At 64.4% G+C, this 21,921-nt stretch carries 18 protein-coding genes; 12 read left to right on the top strand and 6 right to left on the bottom strand.

Annotated features, from left to right (window positions below):
* The first annotated feature begins 252 nt into the window (after nt 1–252).
* The 4 genes from C8N35_RS02540 to C8N35_RS02525 all read left to right on the top strand — a co-directional run bounded on the left by C8N35_RS02540 (nt 253) and on the right by C8N35_RS02525 (nt 3,405).
* On the top strand, nt 253–942 hold the full coding sequence (locus C8N35_RS02540) for a DUF1045 domain-containing protein (RefSeq protein ID WP_107988042.1): 690 nt from the start codon (nt 253–255) through the stop codon (nt 940–942).
* Complete coding sequence (locus C8N35_RS02535; protein ID WP_342753485.1) at nt 828–2,138, top strand: alpha-D-ribose 1-methylphosphonate 5-triphosphate diphosphatase; 1,311 nt, start codon at nt 828–830, stop codon at nt 2,136–2,138. Before C8N35_RS02540 ends, C8N35_RS02535 begins: the two co-directional genes overlap by 115 nt.
* Nucleotides 2,138–2,752, top strand: a complete 615-nt coding sequence (gene phnN / locus C8N35_RS02530; RefSeq protein ID WP_107988040.1) for a phosphonate metabolism protein/1,5-bisphosphokinase (PRPP-forming) PhnN — start codon at nt 2,138–2,140, stop codon at nt 2,750–2,752. The genes C8N35_RS02535 and phnN overlap by 1 nt, the downstream gene beginning before the upstream one ends.
* Before the next feature lie 74 nt (nt 2,753–2,826).
* A complete protein-coding gene (locus C8N35_RS02525; RefSeq protein ID WP_170122003.1) occupies nt 2,827–3,405 on the top strand; it encodes a tetratricopeptide repeat protein in 579 nt (192 codons plus the stop codon).
* 16 nt (nt 3,406–3,421) lie between these two features.
* On the opposite strand, the gene C8N35_RS02520 is transcribed toward C8N35_RS02525, so the two are convergent.
* Nucleotides 3,422–3,976: a flavin reductase family protein gene (locus C8N35_RS02520; RefSeq protein ID WP_107988038.1), complete on the bottom strand. Its 555-nt coding sequence runs from the start codon at nt 3,974–3,976 to the stop codon at nt 3,422–3,424.
* Nucleotides 3,977–4,547: 571 nt separating this feature from the next.
* On the opposite strand from C8N35_RS02520, the gene C8N35_RS02510 reads away from it, so the two are divergent.
* A complete protein-coding gene (locus C8N35_RS02510; protein ID WP_107988036.1) occupies nt 4,548–6,101 on the top strand; it encodes an alkaline phosphatase family protein in 1,554 nt (517 codons plus the stop codon).
* 45 nt (nt 6,102–6,146) lie between these two features.
* Here C8N35_RS02510 and maiA read toward each other — a convergent pair whose 3' ends face one another.
* Both maiA and C8N35_RS02500 read right to left on the bottom strand, forming a co-directional pair.
* The gene (maiA, locus tag C8N35_RS02505; protein ID WP_107988035.1) at nt 6,147–6,791 is read right to left on the bottom strand and encodes a maleylacetoacetate isomerase; all 645 of its coding nucleotides are present in this window, start codon (nt 6,789–6,791) and stop codon (nt 6,147–6,149) included.
* Between the two features lie 59 nt (nt 6,792–6,850).
* Nucleotides 6,851–8,074 (bottom strand): MFS transporter, encoded by a 1,224-nt coding sequence (locus C8N35_RS02500; protein WP_107988034.1) that lies wholly within the window; start codon nt 8,072–8,074, stop codon nt 6,851–6,853.
* Between the two features lie 252 nt (nt 8,075–8,326).
* Here C8N35_RS02500 and C8N35_RS02495 point away from each other — a divergent pair, with 252 nt between their 5' ends.
* The 3 genes from C8N35_RS02495 (at nt 8,327) to C8N35_RS02485 (ending at nt 12,754) form a co-directional block, all read left to right on the top strand.
* A complete protein-coding gene (locus C8N35_RS02495) occupies nt 8,327–9,916 on the top strand; it encodes an MBL fold metallo-hydrolase RNA specificity domain-containing protein (protein ID WP_107988033.1) in 1,590 nt (529 codons plus the stop codon).
* 203 nt (nt 9,917–10,119) lie between these two features.
* Nucleotides 10,120–11,067, top strand: a complete 948-nt coding sequence (locus tag C8N35_RS02490; protein ID WP_107988032.1) for a CE1 family esterase — start codon at nt 10,120–10,122, stop codon at nt 11,065–11,067.
* 61 nt (nt 11,068–11,128) lie between these two features.
* Nucleotides 11,129–12,754 (top strand): thiamine pyrophosphate-binding protein, encoded by a 1,626-nt coding sequence (locus C8N35_RS02485; RefSeq protein WP_107988031.1) that lies wholly within the window; start codon nt 11,129–11,131, stop codon nt 12,752–12,754.
* Between the two features lie 16 nt (nt 12,755–12,770).
* Here the strand turns inward: C8N35_RS02485 and C8N35_RS02480 are convergent, their stop codons facing one another.
* Nucleotides 12,771–13,289, bottom strand: a complete 519-nt coding sequence (locus C8N35_RS02480) for a DUF302 domain-containing protein (RefSeq protein ID WP_107988030.1) — start codon at nt 13,287–13,289, stop codon at nt 12,771–12,773.
* A gap of 84 nt (nt 13,290–13,373) precedes the next feature.
* Nucleotides 13,374–14,573: a YeeE/YedE family protein gene (locus C8N35_RS02475; RefSeq protein ID WP_107988029.1), complete on the bottom strand. Its 1,200-nt coding sequence runs from the start codon at nt 14,571–14,573 to the stop codon at nt 13,374–13,376.
* Between the two features lie 158 nt (nt 14,574–14,731).
* Here C8N35_RS02475 and C8N35_RS02470 point away from each other — a divergent pair, with 158 nt between their 5' ends.
* The 3 genes from C8N35_RS02470 to C8N35_RS02460 all read left to right on the top strand — a co-directional run bounded on the left by C8N35_RS02470 (nt 14,732) and on the right by C8N35_RS02460 (nt 18,425).
* Entirely contained in the window at nt 14,732–16,105 is a 1,374-nt protein-coding gene (locus C8N35_RS02470; protein ID WP_107988028.1) for a tetratricopeptide repeat protein, read from the top strand.
* 174 nt (nt 16,106–16,279) lie between these two features.
* Entirely contained in the window at nt 16,280–17,554 is a 1,275-nt protein-coding gene (locus C8N35_RS02465) for an OpgC family protein (RefSeq protein ID WP_107989026.1), read from the top strand.
* Between the two features lie 136 nt (nt 17,555–17,690).
* Entirely contained in the window at nt 17,691–18,425 is a 735-nt protein-coding gene (locus tag C8N35_RS02460) for a Crp/Fnr family transcriptional regulator (protein WP_170122002.1), read from the top strand.
* Nucleotides 18,426–18,439: 14 nt separating this feature from the next.
* Here C8N35_RS02460 and ade read toward each other — a convergent pair whose 3' ends face one another.
* Nucleotides 18,440–20,158, bottom strand: coding sequence for an adenine deaminase (gene ade, locus C8N35_RS02455; RefSeq protein WP_107989025.1), 1,719 nt, complete (start codon nt 20,156–20,158; stop codon nt 18,440–18,442).
* 154 nt (nt 20,159–20,312) lie between these two features.
* Here ade and C8N35_RS02450 point away from each other — a divergent pair, with 154 nt between their 5' ends.
* Complete coding sequence (locus tag C8N35_RS02450) at nt 20,313–21,860, top strand: CYTH and CHAD domain-containing protein (protein WP_170122001.1); 1,548 nt, start codon at nt 20,313–20,315, stop codon at nt 21,858–21,860.
* Nucleotides 21,861–21,921 lie beyond the last annotated feature (61 nt).

The following is a 21,921-nucleotide window of genomic DNA, read 5'->3' as shown; positions in this document are numbered from 1 at the left end:
ATGCCGCAGGGCTTTTTGATCCGCGAAGCCCGGTTCCCGGGGAGCGGCCTGCAAAAAGTCTCCTAAACCGGCCGGTTTCATCAAACTGCAGTATTACTGGGACAAGCAGAATGGTCTGATGGTGATGCGATTCGCGGGCCGGACAGGCCGGTGAATGCAACCCGCCCGCAGGCCGGCCCGTGTCCTTGTAATCGTCCTCGTCCGGCCGATCGTGTCATGCTTCGAAAAGATCGTCAGTCAACCATGTCCCGGATGCGTACCGCCATCTATTTCACGCCGCCGCCCGATCATCCGCTCACTCTGGCTGCCTCCCGCTGGCTGGGACGCAACGCCTATGGTGATCCGGTTGTCGACGGCCCCTTTCTGAACGGGCTCGCACCCGAGGAGTGGGTCGAGCTTACCGCCGCCCCGCGCCGCTACGGTTTTCATGCCACCTTGAAGGCGCCGTTCTCGCTGGAAACCCGCCGTTCCGTCGCAAGCCTCGACAATGCGCTTCAGTCGTGGTGCGCGGAAACCGCTCCCTTTGAACTGCCATCCATGGAAATCCGCCAGATCGGGTCGTTCTTCGCGCTGGTGCCGGCTGCGCCGAGCAAGGAATTGCAGCAATTCGCCGGCGATGTCGTTCGCGCCTTCGAGCCCTTCCGCGCGCCGCTCACCGAAGCGGAATTCGCGCGCCGCAAAGCCGCGAAGTTGACCAAGGCGCAGGTCGAGAACGTGCGCAAATGGGGATACCCTTACGTTTTCGATGATTTCCGCTTCCACATGACCCTGACCGGACCGGTTCCGAAGGAACGAAGCGCGGAGGTCGTGAAGCTGCTTGTCCGTCAATTCGCCGGATTCATCGGCAAACCTCTCGCAATCGATGCGGTGACGCTCTTCGTCGAACCCGCCGCCGGTGCGAATTTCACCATCTTCTCCCGCCACGCCCTGCGCGATCCCTGATCGTCGGGCGCCAGACACCGTCCCGCTCGTGCGCCAAGTCCCGCCAAGAGGCCCTGATGACCGAAACCGTTTTCCGAAATGCCCGTCTGGTTCTCGCCGATACCGTGATCCATGGCGATATCGTCGTGCGTGACGGGAAGATCGCGGCAATCGATACCGCCTCGCCTTCCCCGTCGGGTGAGGATATGGGAGGCGACTGGCTCATTCCCGGACTGGTCGAGCTTCATACAGATCATCTGGAAAGCCATTACATGCCGCGCCCCAAGGTGCGCTGGAACGCGCTTGCCTCCGTTCAGGCCCACGATGCGCAGGTAGCCGCCTCCGGCATCACTACGGTGCTCGATGCGCTGCGTGTCGGCATGGATGAGGATGCCCGCGTCACCTCGGCCGACATGCGGTTGCTGGCGGATGCCATCGAACATGGGCAGAAGGCGGGCCGACTGCGCGCCGATCATTTCCTGCACCTGCGCTGCGAGGTCTCCTCGCCCGACGTGATGGAGGGCTTCCGCCTGTTCGAGGGAGACGAGCGCGTGAGGATCGCCTCACTGATGGACCACACGCCCGGCCAGCGCCAGTTCGTCAGCCTGGAGGCCTACAAGATCTACTACCAGGGCAAGACCGGCATGTCGGATGCCGAATTCGCGACTTTCGCCGCCATGCGCCAGTCGCTGGCCGGCAAGTATTCCGACACCCATCGCACGCAGATCTCCGCCATCTGCCACGAACGCGGCATCGTGCTCGCCTCGCATGACGATGCGACCGACGCGCATGTGGCGGAAGCGGAAGCCCAGGGCATAGCGGTGGCCGAGTTTCCGACGACGCTGGAAGCCGCGCGCGCCTCGCACAAGGCGGGCCTCAAGGTTCTGATGGGGGCACCCAACGTGGTGCGGGGCGGTTCCCACTCGGGCAACATCTCCGCCCGCACGCTCGCCGAGGAAGGTCTGCTCGACGTGCTCTCCTCCGACTACATCCCCTTTTCGCTCATTCAGGGCGCTTTCATGCTGGCGGAAAACGTCGACGGCGTTTCCCTCAACCAGGCGATCAACATGGTCACCAAGGCGCCGGCAGAGGCCGTCGGCCTCGATGATCGCGGAGCGATCGAGGTTGGCCGCCGGGCCGATCTGGTGCGCGTGTCCACCGAGGAGGAGGTTCCTGTCGTCCGCTCGGTCTGGCGCGAAGGCGCGCGGGTGGTCTGATGGATTCGCTGAAGCAGGATCAAGAAGGGCAGGGCAGTGAGGTTGAGGCAGGGGCGGCGACTGGGTGCTTCGTCGCCGTTGTCGGGCCCAGCGGCGTCGGCAAGGACAGCCTTCTCGCCTATGCGCGCGAGAAACTCTCGGGCGATCCGCGCTTCGTCTTCGTGCGCCGGATCGTGACCCGCATCGCGGATGCGAGCCTGGAGGACCACGACAGCCTGAGCCCGGCCGAGTTCGATGATGCGCGTGCATCCGGCCGCTTCGCGCTCGCCTGGCGTGCCCATGATCTGGGCTATGCGCTTCCCGGCGACATCCGCAGGGATCTGGCGGCGGGGCGAACCGTCATCGCGAATATCTCGCGCGCCAGTATAGAGGCCGCGCGTTCGGAGTTCGCATTCTGCCGCATCGTTTCCGTCACGGCCCCGCGCGAGGTCGTGGCACGGCGGCTGACGGCGCGCGGGCGTGAGAGCGCGGCCGAAATCGAGGCCCGTCTTAACCGTGATCAGCCGTGCCCGTCCGGACGCGGCGTGATCGAGATCGACAATTCCGGTGAACTGACGGATGCTGGCGCGCGTTTGGTTGCCGCTCTTGAAGAACTGACGGCCCTGCAGCCGTAACGGGCGGGGAGTGTAGTCGGGCGAGACCGCTGCGGAAAGCGATGCGCCAGAAGAGACGCGATGGAGGAGGCGACGTGACCGAAAATCCGGGACAGCGTTTCATGTCGGCTGCCGCGCGTGAGGATTGGCCCGTGGCTGAAGCCGCGTTGCGCGATCTCCTGAAAAGCGCGCCGGACAATCCCTCCCTCCACTACAATCTCGCGCTTGTCCTGCGCCGGCAGGGCCGGGCAGAATCCGCTCTGGAAGCGGTGAGGGCCTGCCTCGTCTTGAGCGCGGCGCATCAGGGCGCCCGCTTCGAGAAGGCGGCCTGCCTCATGGATCTCGGATATTTGCGTGAAGCTGAAGCCGCCTTCACCGCCTATCTCGACACCTTTCCCGACGATCCGGGAGCCCGTGGCTGCCGCGCCCGCCTGCGTCTGCGTCTGGGCGAACCGCAAAAGGCGCTGGAGGATTGCGAGAAGGCGTTGAAGGGAAATCCCGAGCTCAGCCTCTCGCGGGCGGAAGCGCTGGGCGATCTGGGGCGGGTGGAGGAGGCGGAAGCGATCCTCTTTCCGTTCTATCGCAGCGCAAGCCGGCTTCGTCCGGCGATCTTGAAGATCATCGGCCAGGGGCCGGACGGTGGCATGCCGTTCGACACGGGCGTGTCTGGCTGAGGTCTCGCCAGAGCCCTCAACTCACCTTCGTGAACAGCTCTTTCCGCTCGATCACGTCGCCTGCGATCATGAACTCGCCATCGCCCATGTAGTGCATGGTCTTGGGATGTTCCGGCCCGTCGGCCACGTGCGCCTTGACGATCTCGAAGATGAAATAGTTGTAGTTGGGCACCATCGCATCATCGTAGAGCTTGCACTCGAACGAGGCGAAGCACTCATCGATGAGCGGCGCGGAAACCATCTGCGCGGGCTTTGCCGTCAGGCCGAATTCGGCGAACTTGTCGATCGTGGAGCCGGTACAGTTGCCGATTCTGGAAACCGTGTCGGCAAGCTCCACCGTCGGCAGGTTGATCACGCATTCGCCGGACTGGCGGATCATCTCGAAGCTGTGATTGCCGGACGAGATCATGCAGCCGACCAGCGAGGGCGCGAAAGCCAGAATGGAGTGCCAGCCAAGCGTCATGATGTTCGACTTGCCGGCATGATGAGAGGAGACCAGCACGATGGGGCCGGGCTCCAGAAAGTGTCGGGCCTGGACGACGGGGAAGTCGTGCTTCTCGGGCCTGGTCATCGGAATTCCTTTCGAACCTGCTCTCAGGCGCGGCCCAGAAACGCGCGCCTTTTGAATTGGCCCTCCCATTCCTCCCCAGGACTAGAATGATCTCCCGTCGGTTCCTCCCCGTCGCTCTCGGCACGATCGGCCGACACGTTGTCAAGGCCGACGTTTCCGCGATGCTCATCCCGAGCGCGAACATATATCATTCAAAGCGCCGCCTTACGCAAGGCGATCTGCCGCATGGGTCCGGCGCTCGTGCGCATGGCTCGCTCGGCTCCGGCTGTCGTGCCGGATATCTCGAAGCGAGCCGTATCGGCCCCAAACAGACATGAAAAGCAAAATCGTAACGGGCTTTGGAACGAAAGGGAGGTCGCAGGCACGGTGCCGCCGTGGCGCGCGCTATTGGGGCGAACTTTCGTTGCGCATGGTTGACGCCGCGTTTCCATGGCGGCGAGGTTGTGTTTCGCTTGTCACATGCCCGTCGTCGCGAGAGATTAGAGGTCGCATGACCGTTGCATGGTAGCCGGAGGTTGCCAGCGGCCGGTACGGTCTTTCGCGTCTCTTGCCCGCCAGTTCCAGGTCTCCCATGCGCCCCAACATCCTGCTGATCACGGCCGACCAGTGGCGCGGCGACTGCCTTGGCATCGCCGGGCATCCCGTGGTCCGCACGCCTCATGTCGATGCCGTCGCCGCCGAGGCGACCTGTTTCTCGCGCCACTTCGCGCAGGCCGCGCCCTGTGGCCCCTCGCGCGCCTGCCTCTACACCGGCCTCTATCAGATGACCAATAGGGTGGTCCGCAACGGCACGCCGCTCGATCACCGCCACGACAACATCGCGCTGGCGCTGCGCCGCGCGGGCTACGATCCGACATTGTTTGGCTACACCGATCAGGCGGTCGATCCACGCGTCCACCCCGGCGACGACCCGTGGCTGCGGACCTACGAGGGCATCCTGCCGGGCTTTTCCGTTCGCCTGCGGCTACCGGAGGACGCGGGGCCGTGGCTCTCCTGGCTCAAGGCGCGCGGTCACGAGGTGCCGGACGACAAGTGGGAGATGTATCTGCCAGTGTCGGGGCCAGTGGCGCGGCGCGGCGATCCGGAGGACGGCCATCCGACGAATGCCCCCGCGCGCTATGGCGAGGACGAGACCGAGACGGCCTTCCTGACCGGCGAGTTCCTGCGCTGGATGGGTGAGAAGGCCCGCGAGGACGCACCCTGGTGCGCCCACATCTCGTTCCTGCGGCCACACCCGCCCTTCGTCGTGCCGGAACCCTTCAACACGATGTACGACCCGGCCGATGGCCCCGCCTTCGCGCGTGCTGAAACGGCTGCGGCCGAACGCGCTATCCATCCGCTCGTCGATTACTGGCTCGCCATCCAGCGCAAGGCCGAGCATTACGTCATCGGCGCGGGCGATGGTCTGGTCGCGGACTGGACCGACACCGATTTTCGCCAGATCCGCGCCACCTACTGGGGAATGGTGTCGGAAGTCGACCGCCAGATCGGCCGTCTTGTCGATGGTCTCAAGGCCGCCGGGCAATGGGAGAACACGCTCTTCGTGCTGACCTCCGACCACGGCGAGATGATGGGTGACCACTGGACGCTCGGAAAGTTCGGCTTTCACGACGAGGCCTACCACGTGCCGCTGATTGTCCGCGATCCGTCGCGTCCCGAAGCACACGGTAAGTGTATCAGCACGTTTTCGCAGAACGTCGACATCTTCCCCACGATCATGGAAGCCGCGGGCCTCGCACCGCCTGCTCATCTCGATGGCACGTCGCTGGTCCCGGCCATGGAGGGACGCGGCTCGGATCGCGAGGCGGTCTTTTGGGAATACGATTTCCGCGAGGTCGCGACAGGCGACGCCCAGGCCCGTCTCGGACTGCCGATGGATGCCTGCAACATGGCGGTGGTGCGCACGGAGCGCTGGAAATACGTCCACTTCGCCGCACTGTCGCCGCTGCTCTTCGATCTTGAGAATGATCCGGGCGAACTCGTCAACCGCGCCGAAGATCCGGCCAGCGCCGCCATCCGCATCGAGATGGCTGAACGTCTTCTCGCCTGGCGGGCACAACATCTCGACCGCCGCCTGACGGGGATCGAGCTGACGCCTGCCGGGCTGGTGGAAGGACGGGACTGATTGAAACGGAACCCGGCGTCTGGAGATATCGTCTGGCGGTGAGCCTCACGTCTCCGCATCCGGTTGCCGCATCGGCGCGGCGGCTGCGAATGCTTCCAGCGCCTGCTGGTTTTCGAAGATCCGGTTGATCGTCGGGTAAGGTGTCATGTCGACGCCGAATCGGGCGTTGTTCAGCACCTGCGCGTAAAGGCAGCAATCGGCAAGCCCCGGCGTGTCACCATGGCAGAAGCGGCCCGTCTCCGCGTCCTCGGTCAGCACCTTTTCCAGCGGCGCGAAGGTTTCCGCCACCCAGTGCCGGAACCAGGCGGCCGCCGCTGCCTCGTCCGCGCCGAACTCGGTTTTCAGATGCGTCAACACCCGAAGGTTGTTGACCGGATGCACCTCGCAGGCGATCGCTAAAGCGATCGCGCGCACCCGCGCCCGGCCCATCGGATCGCGCGGCAAGAGCTGCGGCTCGGGGTGTACCTCGTCGAGATATTCCATGATCGCCAGCGATTGCGTGAGAACGGTGCCGTCATCGAGTTCGAGCGCCGGCACCAGCCCTTGCGGATTGAGCGCGAGGTAGCGCTGGCTGCGCTGCTCACCGGCCCTCAGGTGCCAAGGTTGATAGCGCGGGCTGAGCCCCTTCAGGTTCAGCGCCGCGCGTAGCCGGGTCGAGGTCGATGAGCGGAAATAGCTGTGCAGGATCATTCAGGCGTCTCCTCCCGGTGGTTTGCCCGTCGGATCTGCCTATAGCATGCCTTCGACCGTCACGCCTTGCCGGAACCGCGGCGCCAAAGTCCCGGTTCGCTCAACCAGACGGTCAGGGCCAGAACCGGAAGTGCGAAGCCGATCAGCGAGGAAAGCCACCAGCCCCCTTGCGCGAATGACCATCCTCCCGCTGCCGAGCCTGCCGCGCCCATCAGGAAGAACGAGGCCATGAAGACGCCGTTGAGCCGGCTGCGATATTCCGGATTGAGGGCGAAGATCTCGCGCTGGCCGAGCGTCAGGCTCGCGGTCGTGCCGAAATCGACCAGCACCGCAGCCACCACCAGCAGGGCAAGCGAAAGCGTGCTGCCGGTTTCCGCCAAGTGCGGTAACAGAAAGGCGATGGCCGCGACGGCGAAGGCAATCGCACTGGCCGGCCGGCTCCAGCCCCGGTCGGCGATACGTCCGGCAATCGGCGCGGCGATGGCACCGGAGACGCCCGCGAGTGCGAACAGCGCGATGGCACCCTGGCCCAGCTGGAAATCGGGTCCCGCGAGATAGAGCGGAGACGCCGTCCAGAACAGGCTGAAAGCTCCGAACAGGCAGCCCTGATATATGGCGCGCCGCCGCAGCACCGGCTCACTGCGCATCAGCCCGAGCATGGACGTGATGAGTCGTCCATAGGTCAGCCGCGAAGCCGGCCGCCTTTTCGGCAGCGTGAAGGCGAGCAGGGCGGCAAGCACGATCATGATGGCGGCGGAAAGGTAGAAGATCGTGTGCCAGGAACCGATTTCGGCGACGAAACTGGCAAGCGGACGGGCGAGCATGATGCCGAGCATCAGCCCGCTCATGACGTTGCCGACGACCTGACCGCGCACCTCGTCAGGGGCCATGTGCGCGGCATAGGGGACCAGCACCTGCACCGCCACGGAGCCGAGACCGATCAGCGCCGCTGCGGCAAACAGCGTCGCGGCGCCGGGTGCGATGGCCGCGCCCAGAAGTCCGAGCGTCGCCAGTCCGATCAATGCCAGCACCAGCTTCCGAGTCTCGATCAGGTCGCCAAGCGGCACGATGAACAGCAGCCCGGCGCCATAGCCGAGCTGGCTCAGCGTTACGACCAGCCCCGTCGCCTTGTCCGAAAGTCCGAGCGAGACACTGATCGGGCCAGCGAGCGGTTGGGCATAATAGATGTTGGCGACGATCAGGCCGCACGACGTGGCAAGCAGCAGTGTGATCCAAAAGGAAACGGCTCGAGGGCCGGCCGCCGTGCAGCTGGTCGAGGTCATGATGGCTCCGGGAGAAAGCGGTGTTGGGGGCAAACCGGCAGGCAGGCGCGGGATGCGGACGCCCTGGTAGGATACTTGCGGCGATTTAGGGAAGGACGGCTTTAATGGCAAGTGGCAAATTCCACAGGCCACAAGCCCGCCGCCTCCGTTTCGCAGCGGCACCCGACGCTCGCCTTGCGCGCGCTCGGAAGACCTGCTTCAACGTCTCAGGGGCGCGCTCGGCGCCGGAGGAAAACAAGGAAAAACAGGCCCATGTCATTCACCATGCGGTTTTGCGGCGCGGCAGGAACGGTCACCGGCTCCTGCTACTGGCTCACCACCCCCACGGCGTCCTTCCTTGTCGATTGCGGTATGTTCCAGGGTAACAAGACGCTTCAGGCGCTGAATTACGAGCCGTTCCCCTTCGAGGCCGCTCAGATCGATTTCGTCCTGCAGACCCATGCCCATATCGATCACTCCGGGATGCTGCCGAAGCTCTACGCGTCGGGCTTCCGCGGCCCCGTCCACATGACCTCCGGCACCCGCGACCTGCTCTCCTTCATGCTTGCCGACAGCGCCTTCATCCAGGAGATGGAGACCGAGCAGCTCAATCGACGGAATGCGCGCCGGGGTCGGCCGGAAGTCACACCCGCCTACACCCGGTCGGACGCAGCCGAATGCCTCAGGCTCTTCCGCGCGGTCGACTACGAACGCTGGGTGGAAGCCGCCCCCGGCATCCGTTTCCGCCTGTGGAATGCCGGCCATATCCTTGGTTCGGCCTCGATCGAGCTGGAGATATCGCAGGATGGGCAGGACAAACCTCTGCGTCTTCTGTTTTCCGGCGATATCGGCCCGGATCACAAGCTCTTCCATCCCGATCCCGAAGCCTCCAGCGATTTCGACTACGTGATCTGCGAGTCCACCTATGGCGGACGCGCCCGCACCCGGCGCAATGAGGAAGAGCGGCGCGAGATTCTGGCCCATGAGGTGCGCACCGCCCTTCAGGCCGGCGGCAACCTGCTGATCCCGAGTTTCGCTGTCGAGCGCACACAGGAGCTGCTTGCCGATCTCACGCTGCTGGAGCAATCGGGCGCAATCGACCACGCCCCGGTTTTCCTCGATTCACCCCTCGCCATCCGAGCGACCGAGGTCTTCGAGCGCCACGCCCACGAGCTGGAACATCTGAGCCGCCAGCCACATCTCATCGACAATCCCAACATCCGCTTCACCGAGACGGTAGACGAGAGCAAGGCGATCAATCGCATTCGCGGTGGGGCTATCATTCTGGCGGCCAGCGGCATGTGCGATGCCGGTCGTATCCGCCATCACTTGCGCCAACACCTGTGGCGGCCGGACTCGACCGTTTTGCTGGTCGGCTACCAGGCGCCAGGAACGCTCGGCAGCCTGCTCTCGAATGGCGCGTCGGAGGTCACTATCCAGGGCGATCCGATCAAGGTCCGGGCGCGCATCCGCGAGATCGACGTCTATTCAGGCCACGCCGACCACGGAGAACTGGTCGACTGGATTGGTGATCGCATGCCGATCCGCCGTTTGATCCTGACCCACGGCGATCCAGAGGCAAGTGCCGCGCTGCGCGATGCCGTGGTTGCCACCGGGTTTCCGGTCGACCATGTGACCCAGCCCCAGATCGATGATGTCATCGATCTGGAAACCGGGGCGCTGGAGCCTGGCGACAGAAAGAAGATCCGTCGCGTGGAGCCGGACGCGATCATCCGGCCGGACTGGCATAACGATGCCGCACAGCTCCTGCTTGATATCCGCGAAGAGATCGACCGCGCTGCGGACGATCGCGCCAGAAAGGTGGTCATTCGCCGCCTGAGACGCGTTCTGGAAGAAAGATGAATAGTTTATTTTCAATGGCTTACCGCGCAACATAAGCGCAACAGGAATGGATGTGGCCGAAACGGGGCGAGATCGCTCTTTGCGGCCTGTGGTCATTCTTCCGCCGCAACCGTCACGTTCCTGTGAGCGGAATTGGGCGAAGCTTTGATTGACTTTGTGCTGCCCACCGGCACAGTCGGAGCATCAGGTGAGAAAGGTTCCGGATGACCAAAGCGCGTTGGCTTTCGGCCGGTGGCGTCAAGCTCCTTGGCCGCGGCTTCCTCTGCGGCGCGGCCTTCGCAGCCCTGATGCTCGGGTTGACGCCGGCCGGAACCGCCGAGACGAAGCCGGGGGCCCCGTTCGTTTCGCCATCCGTTCCCGATTCCTTGCCGGCCAGCTGCGGGGTCGATACGCCATGCCGCGTCCCTCACGGCGAATACCGTATCCGCATGCCGAAGGGCTGGGACGGCTCCTCGCGCCCGGGTGCGATCCTGTTCCTGCACGGTTATCGCGGCACGGCGGAAAACGAGATCAACAACAAGGGGCTGATCGCGATCGCCTCCGAACTGGGCGTCGCGCTCATCGCCCCGCAGGGGGAGGAGCGCTCATGGTCCTTCCCGGGCGCCCCGCGTCAGCAGCGCGACGACCTCGCCTTCATCCGCTCCATTCTCGATGATGCGATCGCGCGCCACTCTGTCGATCCCGACAAGATCATGGCCTCGGGGTTTTCCGTCGGCGGATCGATGGTCTGGTATCTCGCCTGCTATATTGGCGACCGCTTCGCGGGCTTCGCTCCCGTTGCCGGCGCCTTCTGGGAGCCGCAACCGACGAATTGTCCCGGTCCCGAGCCGAACCTTTTCCATGTCCACGGAACGAGCGACACCGTCGTGCCGATGGCGGGCCGGGCGATTGGCGATTCCGCCCGACAGGGCAATGTCGGGGAAGGCTTCGCCCTGTGGGAGACCAAGGGCGCCTGCCGCCAGGAGGTGCCGGAGGAATTCAAGCCGGAAAAACTGAAACTGGTTTGTCAGCGCCGCACCAATTGTTCTGGCCGGATCCTCGAGCTTTGCCTTCATCCCGGAGGCCATGTCTTCAAGGCCGCCTGGGTCAAGCGAGCCTGGCTGGAACTCGCGGCAAAGAAAGGCTGGGACACCCCGATCGGGGTCGAATGACACGGACCTGCAAACCTCCGCGCTTCCACCGCCACACCGACTCTCCTGACAGGACAGCTTCATGAATGCAGCCGATATCATCGCCGGTGCGCTCCACGCCGCTGGCTGTCGCACGGCCTATGGCATTCCTGGCGGAGAGGTGCTGGCCCTGATCGAGGCTCTGGAGAACGCCGGGCTTTCCTTCGTCCTGGTCAAGCACGAGAACGCCGGCGGCTTCATGGCCGAGGGCGAATGGCATGCCATGAGCGTTGCCGGCCCGTCGGCCGCGCCGGGCGTTCTGGTGGCAACGCTCGGGCCCGGCATGGCCAATGCGGTCAATGTCATCGCCAACGCCTGCCAGGATCGGGTGCCGCTGATCTTCCTCACCGGCTGTGTCGATGAGGCAGAGGCCGCGAGCTATACCCATCAGGTCTTCGATCATCAGGCTGTATTGAGGCCCATCGTCAAGGCGAGCTTTCGCGTTTCGCCGGGTGCTGTCGGTGCCGTGATGAAAAAGGCGATCATGCTGGCCGGCGAGGGGCAGCCCGGCCCGGTACATATCGACGTGCCGATCTCGATAGCTGAAGCCGAGGCGCACGAGCAGGTGCCGGTGATCGACCCGGCGACGGGATTGCGCGAAACGGCCGCCGGCGGGCCGATGCTCGAGGCCGCGCGCGTCATGCTCGCTTCTGCCCGCCGCCCTTTGATGATCGCCGGTGTCGATGCGGTCAACGAAGGGGCGGGACCCGCGATCGAAACCTTCTGCCGGCGTTTCCAGGTTCCGCTCATAACCTCCTACAAGGCCAAGGGGCTGATCGATGAAGCCGATCTTCTGTGTCTTGGTGGTGCGGGGCTCTCACCCAAAGCCGACGGCATCCTGATGCCGTTGATCGCCCGGGCCGATCTCGTTCTTCTGGCCGGATATGACCCGATCGAGATGCGGATCGGCTGGCGCGACCCGTGGGAGGCGGCCAGGGCCGTCGAGATCGCCGCGGTGCCGCGTACGCATGGCATGCACCAGGCTGGCGCGACCCTGACCGGCGGTATCGCGCCCACCCTGTCGGCTCTTGGCGAGGGTGTTGCCCCGCAAGCCACCTGGACGGAAAGCGAAACGTTGACGGCGCGCGGCGCGCTCCATGAGGCCTTCGCGGCGGAGCCGGATGGTTGGGGGCCGGCCACCGTCTTTCACGTCTTGCGCGATGTGATGCCGCGCGAGACGGTCGCGACCGCCGACAGCGGCGCCCACCGCATTCTGCTGTCGCAGATCTGGCGATGCCCGTCGCCGCGCACGTTGCTCCAGTCCTCGGGCCTTTGCACGATGGGCTGTGCTCTGCCGCTCGGCGCCGGTCACAAGCGGGCGGAACCGGAGACCCCCGTTATCGTCTTCGTCGGCGATGCGGGGCTGGAAATGGGGATTGGCGAACTCGCCACCTTGCGCGATCTGCAGCTGCCGGCGATCGTCGTGGTGCTGGTCGACACCTCGCTCGCGCTGATCGAACTGAAGCAGCGTTCAGGCCAGCGTGCCAATGCGGGCGTCGATTTCGGCGAGACCGACTTTCCGGCTGTGGCGACGGCGTTTGGCGGTGCGGGGGTCTGGGTGGAAGACGTCGAGGATCTGCGCCGGGAGGCGGAAGCGGCCCTGGCTCGGAAAACCTTCACCATTCTCGCCTGCCGCATCGGACGGCGGGCCTATGACGGCAAGTTCTGAAATGCGCGCGTGAAACTCAGTTCTGGCGGGAGGTTTCGGTTTCATCCGGCCCCTCCGGCCGGATCGCGCGCACCGCGATTGCCTTGAAGACGTCATCGAGTTCATCCGCGACCGCGCGCAAGTCATCCCCGCCATCTTCGAAATATGGCTTGAAGACCATGTGTGGCGTCTTGTAGGCGAGCGTCGCCGTGCCATCGAGGTTCTGCGTCACGTAGAAACGCACCGGCGCCTCGATGCCGGCGGCGAGAGAGGCGGCCAGCATGCGCCGGGCATAGTCGTTGCGGAAAACGCCGAAGACCCGGTTGCCGGGAATGTCGATCCCCTGCGCGCGCGCGCCGTCGGAAGCGCTGGCCTGGGTGACAAGGTTCATCTTCTCGCCCGCGATGGCCTTCTTCAGCCGATCGGTCAGATCGTCGAAGCTGTAGGGCGTTGGCTGGATGATCCAGCCAGCACGTTTGGGCCAGACCGGGGCCGCCGAGGCGCCGACTGTGCCCATCGTCAAGAGGGCTGCCAGGGCAAGGGCGATGATACGCATGGTCGTCTCCGAGAAAGAATCATCTTTTCACCCCTTGGGAGGCGAAAAGATGATCCGTATACCGAAGATAGGCGAAGATTCCGATCACTTCTGCACGGTTGCGACAACAGGTGCGGATGTGGTTGCCGGGCGGGCCGGATCCATGCCTGCGAGGCGACGCAGCGGCAGCGCGGCGAGACAGCCGGCAAGCGCGAAAATGAACCAGATCCAGCCGTGCAGCGACCCGGAGATGATGCCGCCGAGATAGGCGCCGATGTTGCAGCCGAACGAAAGCCGCGCGCCGTAGCCCATCAGCAGGCCGCCGGCGATCGCGGTTGTCGCTTCACGCGCGGTGATGGACCGTTTGGGGTGGAACTTCCCGGCGAGCGCCGCTGCCGCCATGGCACCTGCGATGATGCCGAAGTTCATGACCGAAGTGGCATCCGCGAAGACCGAGCGATCGGTAACGGCCGCCTTCATTCCGCGCCAGTATTCCCAGTCGGTCACGTCGATTCCGATCGCATAGGCAATCTTGGCGCCCCACAGCGCAAAGCCCGATGTGATGCCCCAGGGCCGGCCAAGAACCACGAGAGTTGCGAGCGAAACCACCGCGATGGCGAGCGCCCCGAGAATGAGCGACCAAGGGCCGGCGAGGAACGATCCGGTGTGGCGCGCAGATTCCACGGATCCATGTTCGCGCTTTTCGAGCCGGATGCTGACGAGCGCGATGATCGCGAGTGCCCCGGCGGTCACGACGAACGCTCCGAATGGTCCGAAATGCGCGATAAGTGAAAAACCTTTTTCCTCCGGCAGCGATTTCCAGAACGGAATATGCGCCGTCGCGATCACGGAGCCGGCCACGAAGGCCGCGAGTGTCACCACCATGCGGCTTGAACCGCCGCCGACAGTGAACAGCGTACCCGATGCGCAGCCATTCGCGACCTGCATGCCGATGCCGAACATGAAGGCGCCGACGATGAGGGCGACTCCGATCGGAAACACGAACCCCCCGACGGGAATGCCGAAATCGCGACCGTAGTGCATCAGCGGAAAGGCCACCGCGATGGTCGTCACGATGAGCACGAACTGCGCCCTCAGTCCGGCGCCGCGACGCTCGCGCAGGAAGCGGCGCCAGGCGGCGGTGAAGCCGAAGCTGGCATGATAGAGGGCAAAGCCCGCAAGGATGCCGATCAGTGCGCCGATGCCCACGCGCCACCCGCCGGCCATCCAGCCGGCGATCGTCACGAAAACCATTGCCGCGCCGGACACGACCAGCACACGGACTTGTGTGTTGCTTGTAATCATTGGTCTAACGAGGGTTCCCTGACCCGATTGCACATGAGGACGTGAGCCGTTCCCGCTCTCCGATACGCCGCGAAAGCAAGCTGCGGCGGGCGGCTCGAAAGACGTGGCGGACGTCGAATATTGTCGGCCCCGCATATTCCGCGAAGGACCTGAGAAGCATGCCCCAATCCGACATGTTCGGTTATGATCTGCCGGTGGAGAGCCCGGACGCTCGCGATGCCTGGAACAGGACCATCCTCGGTTGCCTGACCCATTCCGCCGATGCGGCCGATCATCTTCAAGAGGCGATTGCACGCGAGCCGGACTTCCTGCTCGCCACCGTTACCCGCGGGCTGTTCTGCCTGCTGATGGGACGGCGCGAACTGGTCGAGACGGCTCGACAAGCGCATCGCACGGCGGAAGATATCCGTCAACGAAACGGGGCGGGAGCCCGTGAAACACTTTATCTTGACAGCCTTGCGCTTTGGTTGCAGGGCCGCACGCTGGCCGCCGGTGATGCTCTGGAACGCGTGCTCGAAACCTGGCCCGGCGATGCCCTGGCGCTGAAGCTCGTCCACGCCATCCGCTTCATGATGGGCGATAGCACCGGCATGCGGCGCTCCATCGAAAACGTCTTGCCGCATTATGGCGAAGATCATCCCGCGCACGGCTACGTCCTGGGGTGTCATGCCTTCGCGCTGGAGGAAACCGGCGATCTCGAGGCAGCGGATGCCGTCGGTCGGCGTGCCGTCGCCCATTCGCCCGACGATGCCTGGGGCATTCACGCGGTCGCCCATGTGTACGAGATGCGCGGCGAACGAGAGCGCGGCATCGCCTGGCTTGTCGGACGGCCACAGGGCTGGGCTCATTGCAACAATTTTCGCTATCACATGTGGTGGCACCTGGCGCTGATGCATCTCGATCGTGGCGAGATCGACGAGGTGCTGCGGCTCTACGATGAGCGGGTGCGACACGACCACACGGACGACTATCGCGATATCTCCAATGGCGCCTCGCTGCTCGCGCGTCTGGAAATGGAGGGGGTCGATGTGGGAGGGCGCTGGCAGGAACTGGCCGATCTCTCCGCCGGGCGGACGGAGGACGGCTGTCTGGTCTTCGCCGATCTCCATTATATGCTGGCCCTGGTCGGCGGACGGCGGGAGGGGGCGGTCGACAAGCTCTTGTGCCGGTTGCGCATGAGCGGCGAGCGTGCGCTGAGTGACATGGACGCAGTGACAGCGTCGGCTGGCGTGTCGAGTGCGCAGGCGCTTCAGGCCTATCAGCATGGCGACTACGGTGCAGCCTATCGTGGCCTTGCCCGTGCCCGCCCCAACCTGCAAAGTGTGGGTGGAAGCCACGCCCAGCGTGATGTTTTCGAGCAGATCATGATAGAGGCGGCGATGCGTGCCGGGTTGTTGCGCGATGCCCGCAGGCTGCTTGAAGACAGGCTTGCGCACCGCAGCGGCCGCGACGGTTTCGCCTCGCGTCGCCTTTCCGCGCTCGATCAGGCGTTGGCTGAGGGAACTCCCACGACGGCACGCCGTTCTGCCTGAAGGATTGCCACAAATATGTCGCAAGGATCACGAAATGACCCTTTGACGGCTATGCGTGGATGAGGCAGGAGATTGCGCCCCGCCCGCAATGACGCGGGACCGGTGGCAGGCCGGACCGAGAAGGCGTTCGACGAGGTGCGCCGGCCGACCGACACAGAGGTTCCCGCGAACAGAATGGACAAAGCCCCCTCTCTATCTGTCGCCGCGTCGAACGCGGCACCGGACGTCGCGCCGGATCTTGCCGGCGATCACCGTCCCGGCCAGCGCCAGCGTGATCCGAGGCTCGATTTCTTCCGCGGTCTGGGCATGTTCATCATCTTCGTCGCGCACCTGCCGGGCAATTGGGGGGCGTTGTGGATCCCGGCGCGTTTCGGCTTTTCCGACGCGACGGAGATCTTTGTCTTCTGTTCCGGCATGGCGTCTGCCATCGCCTTCGGTCGCGTCTTCGAGTTCATCGGCTGGCGCATGGGGACGGCGCGCATTCTCTATCGGATGTGGCAGGTCTACTGGGCGCATATCGGCCTGTTTCTCGTCATTGCTTCGATGCTGGCGGCGGCCGATGCGACGGGCTGGTTCGCTAAGGACTATGTCGGCGAGCTCAACCTGCACTATTTCTTCGACAATCCGGCCGTGAACCTGCCGGCATTCCTGACACTCACCTACGTGCCGAACTATTTCGACATCCTGCCCATGTACATCGCCATTCTGGCGATGGTGCCCATCGTCATGGGTCTCAGGCGCATTGGCGGGCCGGGACTTGCCATGGCGGCCGTGGTGGTGATGTGGCTTGTCGCCAATTTCCGTCTGATCGACCTGCCGGCCGAGCCCTGGTCGAACCGGCCGTGGTTCTTCAACCCCTTTGCCTGGCAGCTTTGCTTTTTCACCGGTTTCGCCTTCATGCGCGGCTGGCTCGCGCCTCCGCCGGTTTCCAGGCGGCTCGCCGTGGTGGCGGCCCTCGTCGTCATCGCGACCGTGCCGTTTGCCTATTTCCGCATTCTCGGGGCGGTGCCGGAATTGCTGGAAATGGCGCGCGCGATTCTGCCTGTCACCGACAAGACCCATTTCGGCATCCTGCGCTATGTCCACTTCCTCTCGCTCGCCTATCTCGCGTGGATCGCGGCAGGCGAGGCGGGCGCACGGCTCAGGGGCAGCGGGGCCTGGGGCGTCTTCGTTCGCATCGTTCAGAAGGTCGGTCAACAGTCGCTCGCCGTGTTCCTGATGAGCCTTGTGGCGGCGCAAGCGATTGCCATCGTGCGCGATCAGGTCTCCACCGAAGACTATATGGGCCAGATCGTCTCCAATCTCGTTGGCTTCGCGATACTGATCGCTACCGCCTATGTGGTTGGCTGGTTCAAGCAGGCGCCCTGGGCGAAGAAACCCCACAAGCAGCAGGCGGTCCCGCACCGCGCGCACTCGTCCGAGCCGGCGGCGGCGACCGCGGCTGAATAGGCCTGTCATCAGCACTGGCACCGTGGGGCCGGTCTCACGGTGCCAGTGCATGTCTTTCCACCATAACGACGATTCCGTTTGCGTCGATCTTGGCGTATTCTTCAGGTCACGTTTGTCGTGGCGGGCCGGCGCGCCCTTGCCAGAACGTGAAGAGGGGCGCGTCGTGAAATCGGTGGGGCAGTGTGGCCGCAGTCTGCGGTCCTTTGGGATCTTCGAAAAACTGTCGAAAGGGGCGCTGGATCGGCTGTCTGCGGCCTGCCACTGGAGCGCCTACGACGACGGTGAGGAGATCGTTCCCTATCTCGATGATCACGACGACGTCTATTTCCTGGCAAGCGGCACGGCGCGGGTGATGCTCTATTCGCGCACAGGCAAGGCTGTCGCGTTTCGCATCATCGAAGCGGGCGACATTTTTGGAGAACTGGCCGCCATCGACCATGCACCCCGCTCCGCCCGCGTTGAAGCGTCCAGTGCCTGCGTCGTCGCGCGGTTGCCGGCGGAGATCTTTCGCATGGCGATGCGGGACGAGCCGTGTGTCATGGAAGCCGTCGCCCGCCATCTGGTCTCCCAGGTCCGCGAGCTCACGGCGCGGGTCTTCGCCTTCTCCACATTGTCCGTCAAGACCCGCATCCAGTCGGAAATCCTGCGGCTTGCCGGTGATCCGCCCGATGACGCGGTGCGCGTTCTGATCCCCCGCTTTCCCACCCATGGCGATCTGGCGGTGCGCGTTTCCACCCACCGCGAGGCCGTTACGCGCGAAATCGGCAGCCTCGCGCGGCAGGGTGTTCTGTCTCGCGCCGGCCGCGACCTCGAGATTATCGACATCGCGCGACTGCGTGCGATGGTAGAGGAGGGTGAAAGCGGGGAGTAAGGCACTAAGGGGGCTCACTCGATGAGCGCGAAGCGGTCCACATCGAACATGCCGAAGTCGGTGATTTTCAGATGCGGGATCACCGGCAGGGGCAGGAACGCGACCTGAAGGAACGGTTCGGGCAAGGTGCAGCCGAGTTCCCGCGCCGCTGCGCGCAGCACAAGAAGCGCATTGTGTACCTGCCCGAATGGCAGGTGTGACATGAGCCCGGCGATGGGCAGCGCCAGTTCCGCCCGCACCACGCCGCCCTCAGCCACCACGAAGCCGCCCTTCAGCGCGATCAGCCGGTTGACGGCGACCGCCATGTCCGCTTCGTCGGCGCCGACCACACAGATATTGTGACTGTCATGGCCGACGGAGGACGCGATCGCCCCGCGCTTCAGGCCGAAGCCAGTGACGAAGCCCCGGCCGATATTGTCGTTGATGCCATGCCGCGCCACGACGGCGACCTTGATCGCGTCCTGATCTGTATCGATCGAAGCGCCGCCCTCATGCACCGGCAGATGCATCTCGCGGTGCTCGGTGAGGATCAGTCCGGCCTTGACGCCGATCACCGGTGTCGGTCCGTTCTGCGCGGGCACCTTGAAGCTGTCGGCCGTCACGGGTTTCGCCTTCATGCTCGAAAGTCCCACGGGAGCGACGGACTTGCGTGCGGCAAACGCCTCCGTTTCGACGGGGCGCCCGCCGGCGACCACCGAATGAACGTGGCACTTCTCGACATCGTCCAGCAGCACGATATCGGCCCGCCAGCCCGGCGCCAGCATCCCGCGGTCGCGCAGCCCGAACACGTTCGCCGCCGACCAGCTCGCCACCCGGTAGGCATGATGGAGCGGCACATCCCGCGTCTTGAGATCGGCGATCAGTCGCCCGATCATGTGGTCGAGATGGCCTTCCTCGGCGATGTCGAGCGGATTGCGGTCATCCGTGCACAGCGCCATGAAGGACGAGGTGTTCGCGTCCACCAGTCCCTTCAGCGCCTCCAGATCCTTTGAAACGGAGCCCTCGCGGATCAGCACGCTCATGCCCTTGGCGAGTTTCTCGCGTCCCTCGCGGGCGTTTGTCGCCTCGTGGTCGGTGCGAATGCGCGCCGCGAGATAGCCGTTCAGATCGAGGCCGGACAGCAGCGGCGAATGTCCGTCGATATGGCCGCCCTGGAAGGCCGCGAGCTTGGCCAGCACTGTGTCGTCGCCGGCAAGCACGCCCGGGAAGTTCATGAACTCGGCAAGCCCGATCACCTTCGGGTGGTCGGCAAACGGCAGGAGATCCGCGATTTCCAGCCGCGCGCCTGACGTTTCGAAAGCCGTCGCCGGCACGCAGGAGGAAAGCTGCACCCTGAGATCCATCACCACGGCTTCGGCGCACGCCAGAAAATAACGTATGCCCTCAGCGCCCAGCACATTGGCGATTTCGTGCGGATCGCAGATGGCGGTGGTGACCCCGTGCGGCAGCACACAGCGGTCGAACTCGTGCGGGGTCACGAGAGACGATTCCACGTGCAGGTGGGTGTCGATGAAGCCCGGCACGGCAATACGGCCGGCTGCGTCGATTTCGCGCAAGCCCTCGTATGTGGCATGCGTGCCGACGATCCGATCGCCGACGATGGCGATGTCGGTCGGCGTCAGCGATCCATCGATGACGCTGAGCAAGGTCACGTTTTTCAGCACCAGATCGGCTTTTTCAGCGCCCTTGCCGGCCGCGATCGCCCGCTTCAGGAAACTCTCGTCATGCACCATGATGGCTCCTTCCAGGCGCTTGTTGCCCATTTTCTGCATAAATACTTAGCCGGCTATCTGGCCCGTCATGGAAATGCGGGCTTGGACGGGGCCTTGGCGGATACTAGTCTTCGCCGGGTCTTTTCGATCCTGCGTATTTGGGGAGTTCCGTACGATGTCTGCGTCGAACATGGAAGCCGAACTGAAGTTCGAACTGCAGCCAGCCGAAATAGACCGTCTGCGCAATCACGCAGCCCTGCGTGAACTCACTGTCGGCCGCGCCACGACTCGCACGCTGCTCTCCATATATTACGATACCGCGGACGATGCGCTGTTCAACGCCGGTCTTTCTCTCAGGGTTAGGAAAGACGGGCGCAAGTGGATCCAGACGGTCAAGCAGGGCAAGGCGGTTCGCGCCGGCCTGTCGACGCCGATGGAACTGGAGGTCTCTGTTCCCGGCGCCGAGCCGCATCTCGACATGATCAGCGCCCCCGAGGTCGCTCGGGAGATTGTCCGCCGGATCGGTGAAGCGCCGCTTCTGGCGCGTTTCGAGACGCGCATGCGCCGCACGATCCGGACCCTGAAGGTCGAGGAAGGGGACGTCGAGTTTGCGCTCGATAGTGGCGAGATTGTTGCCGGCGAGCGCACCTTGCCGCTTCTGGAGGCGGAACTGGAACTCCTCACCGGTTCGCTTGGCGCGCTCTATGAGGTCGCGCGCCTCCTGTTCGATGACGGGCCAATTCGGTTTTCCCCGCTGAGCAAGGCGGCGCGAGGCTACAGGCTGGCCAGGGGCGAAAAACCCGATCCGTTCGCACCGCAGACAGGGCTCGTACACCGAATGGCGGCTGAAATGACCGCCGAGGAGGCTTACGCAGACATCCTGCGCGCGTGCCTCGATCGTATCGCCCATAACCGGCTGGCGACCATTGCCGGCGATGATCCGGAAGGGCCGCACCAGCTTCGCGTGGCGCTGCGCCGGCTGCGTTCGGCCTTCACGGTGTTTGCGCCGCTTGCCGATACGGCCGAGACCCACCGTCTGGATGCCGAGGCAAAGCGCATCGGGCAGCTGGTGGGGGGCTTGCGCGATGCCGATGTGATCATTTCCGATATCGTGCAACCGGCCGCCTCCCGGGCCCCGGATGGCGCCAAGGCGCTGATCGCGACACTTGAGGCACGGCGCGTGAAGACGCGGGCGAATGTGATTGCCGGCCTGTCGGAACCATCGCTCAACGCTTTCCTGCTCGATCTCGGCCGTTACGCGGAAACACGAGGCTGGCTGACGGAAAATATCGACCAGACGGCCCTGTTGGCGCAGCCGGTCGCGGATTTTGCCGCATCGGCCCTCGAAAGGCGCTGGAAGTCCTGCGTGAAGGGGGCCGCGAAGCTTCAGAAACTCAACATCGAACAACGTCATGCGCTGCGCAAGAAGCTCAAGAGCCTGCGCTATGCGGTAGAGTTCTTTGCCGGCCTCGCCAAGCCAAGGAAACTGAAGCCGTTTGTGGCGGAGCTGAAGGCGTTGCAGGATGTTTTCGGCTATCTGAACGATGTCGCCATGGCCCGCAAACTGATCGATATCGACCCGGGCTCGCGCACCGACCGGGACAAGGGGCTGCTGGCCGCCGGCTACGTCATGGGGTGGCACCAGGCCAATGCGGACCATGCCTGGGCCGCGGCCAAGGCCAGATGGAAGGCATTGGAGAAGGTGGAGAAGTGGTGGGCGTGAAGAGGACCTCCGCCGCGCCCGGGGCCTGGCAAGTCACAATGACCGGCCAGCGGGGCAGGCC

Source organism: Breoghania corrubedonensis, assembly GCF_003053845.1.
Lineage (GTDB): Bacteria > Pseudomonadota > Alphaproteobacteria > Rhizobiales > Stappiaceae > Breoghania > Breoghania corrubedonensis.
The sequence above is the reverse complement of the archived record's forward strand: the minus strand, read 5'-3'. Positions and strand labels throughout refer to the sequence as shown.

Bases quoted from the DNA above. Each gene is read 5' to 3' on its own strand.
- C8N35_RS02540 (WP_107988042.1), top strand. From the start codon at position 253: ATGCGTACCGCCATCTATTTCACGCCGCCGCCCGATCATCCGCTCACT.
- phnN (WP_107988040.1), top strand. From the start codon at position 2,138: ATGGATTCGCTGAAGCAGGATCAAGAAGGGCAGGGCAGTGAGGTTGAG.
- C8N35_RS02520 (WP_107988038.1), bottom strand. From the start codon at position 3,976: ATGACCAGGCCCGAGAAGCACGACTTCCCCGTCGTCCAGGCCCGACAC.
- C8N35_RS02510 (WP_107988036.1), top strand. From the start codon at position 4,548: ATGCGCCCCAACATCCTGCTGATCACGGCCGACCAGTGGCGCGGCGAC.
- maiA (WP_107988035.1), bottom strand. From the start codon at position 6,791: ATGATCCTGCACAGCTATTTCCGCTCATCGACCTCGACCCGGCTACGC.
- C8N35_RS02500 (WP_107988034.1), bottom strand. From the start codon at position 8,074: ATGACCTCGACCAGCTGCACGGCGGCCGGCCCTCGAGCCGTTTCCTTT.
- C8N35_RS02495 (WP_107988033.1), top strand. From the start codon at position 8,327: ATGTCATTCACCATGCGGTTTTGCGGCGCGGCAGGAACGGTCACCGGC.
- C8N35_RS02490 (WP_107988032.1), top strand. From the start codon at position 10,120: ATGACCAAAGCGCGTTGGCTTTCGGCCGGTGGCGTCAAGCTCCTTGGC.
- C8N35_RS02485 (WP_107988031.1), top strand. From the start codon at position 11,129: ATGAATGCAGCCGATATCATCGCCGGTGCGCTCCACGCCGCTGGCTGT.
- C8N35_RS02480 (WP_107988030.1), bottom strand. From the start codon at position 13,289: ATGCGTATCATCGCCCTTGCCCTGGCAGCCCTCTTGACGATGGGCACA.
- C8N35_RS02475 (WP_107988029.1), bottom strand. From the start codon at position 14,573: ATGATTACAAGCAACACACAAGTCCGTGTGCTGGTCGTGTCCGGCGCG.
- C8N35_RS02470 (WP_107988028.1), top strand. From the start codon at position 14,732: ATGCCCCAATCCGACATGTTCGGTTATGATCTGCCGGTGGAGAGCCCG.
- C8N35_RS02465 (WP_107989026.1), top strand. From the start codon at position 16,280: ATGGACAAAGCCCCCTCTCTATCTGTCGCCGCGTCGAACGCGGCACCG.
- ade (WP_107989025.1), bottom strand. From the start codon at position 20,158: ATGGTGCATGACGAGAGTTTCCTGAAGCGGGCGATCGCGGCCGGCAAG.
- C8N35_RS02450 (WP_170122001.1), top strand. From the start codon at position 20,313: ATGTCTGCGTCGAACATGGAAGCCGAACTGAAGTTCGAACTGCAGCCA.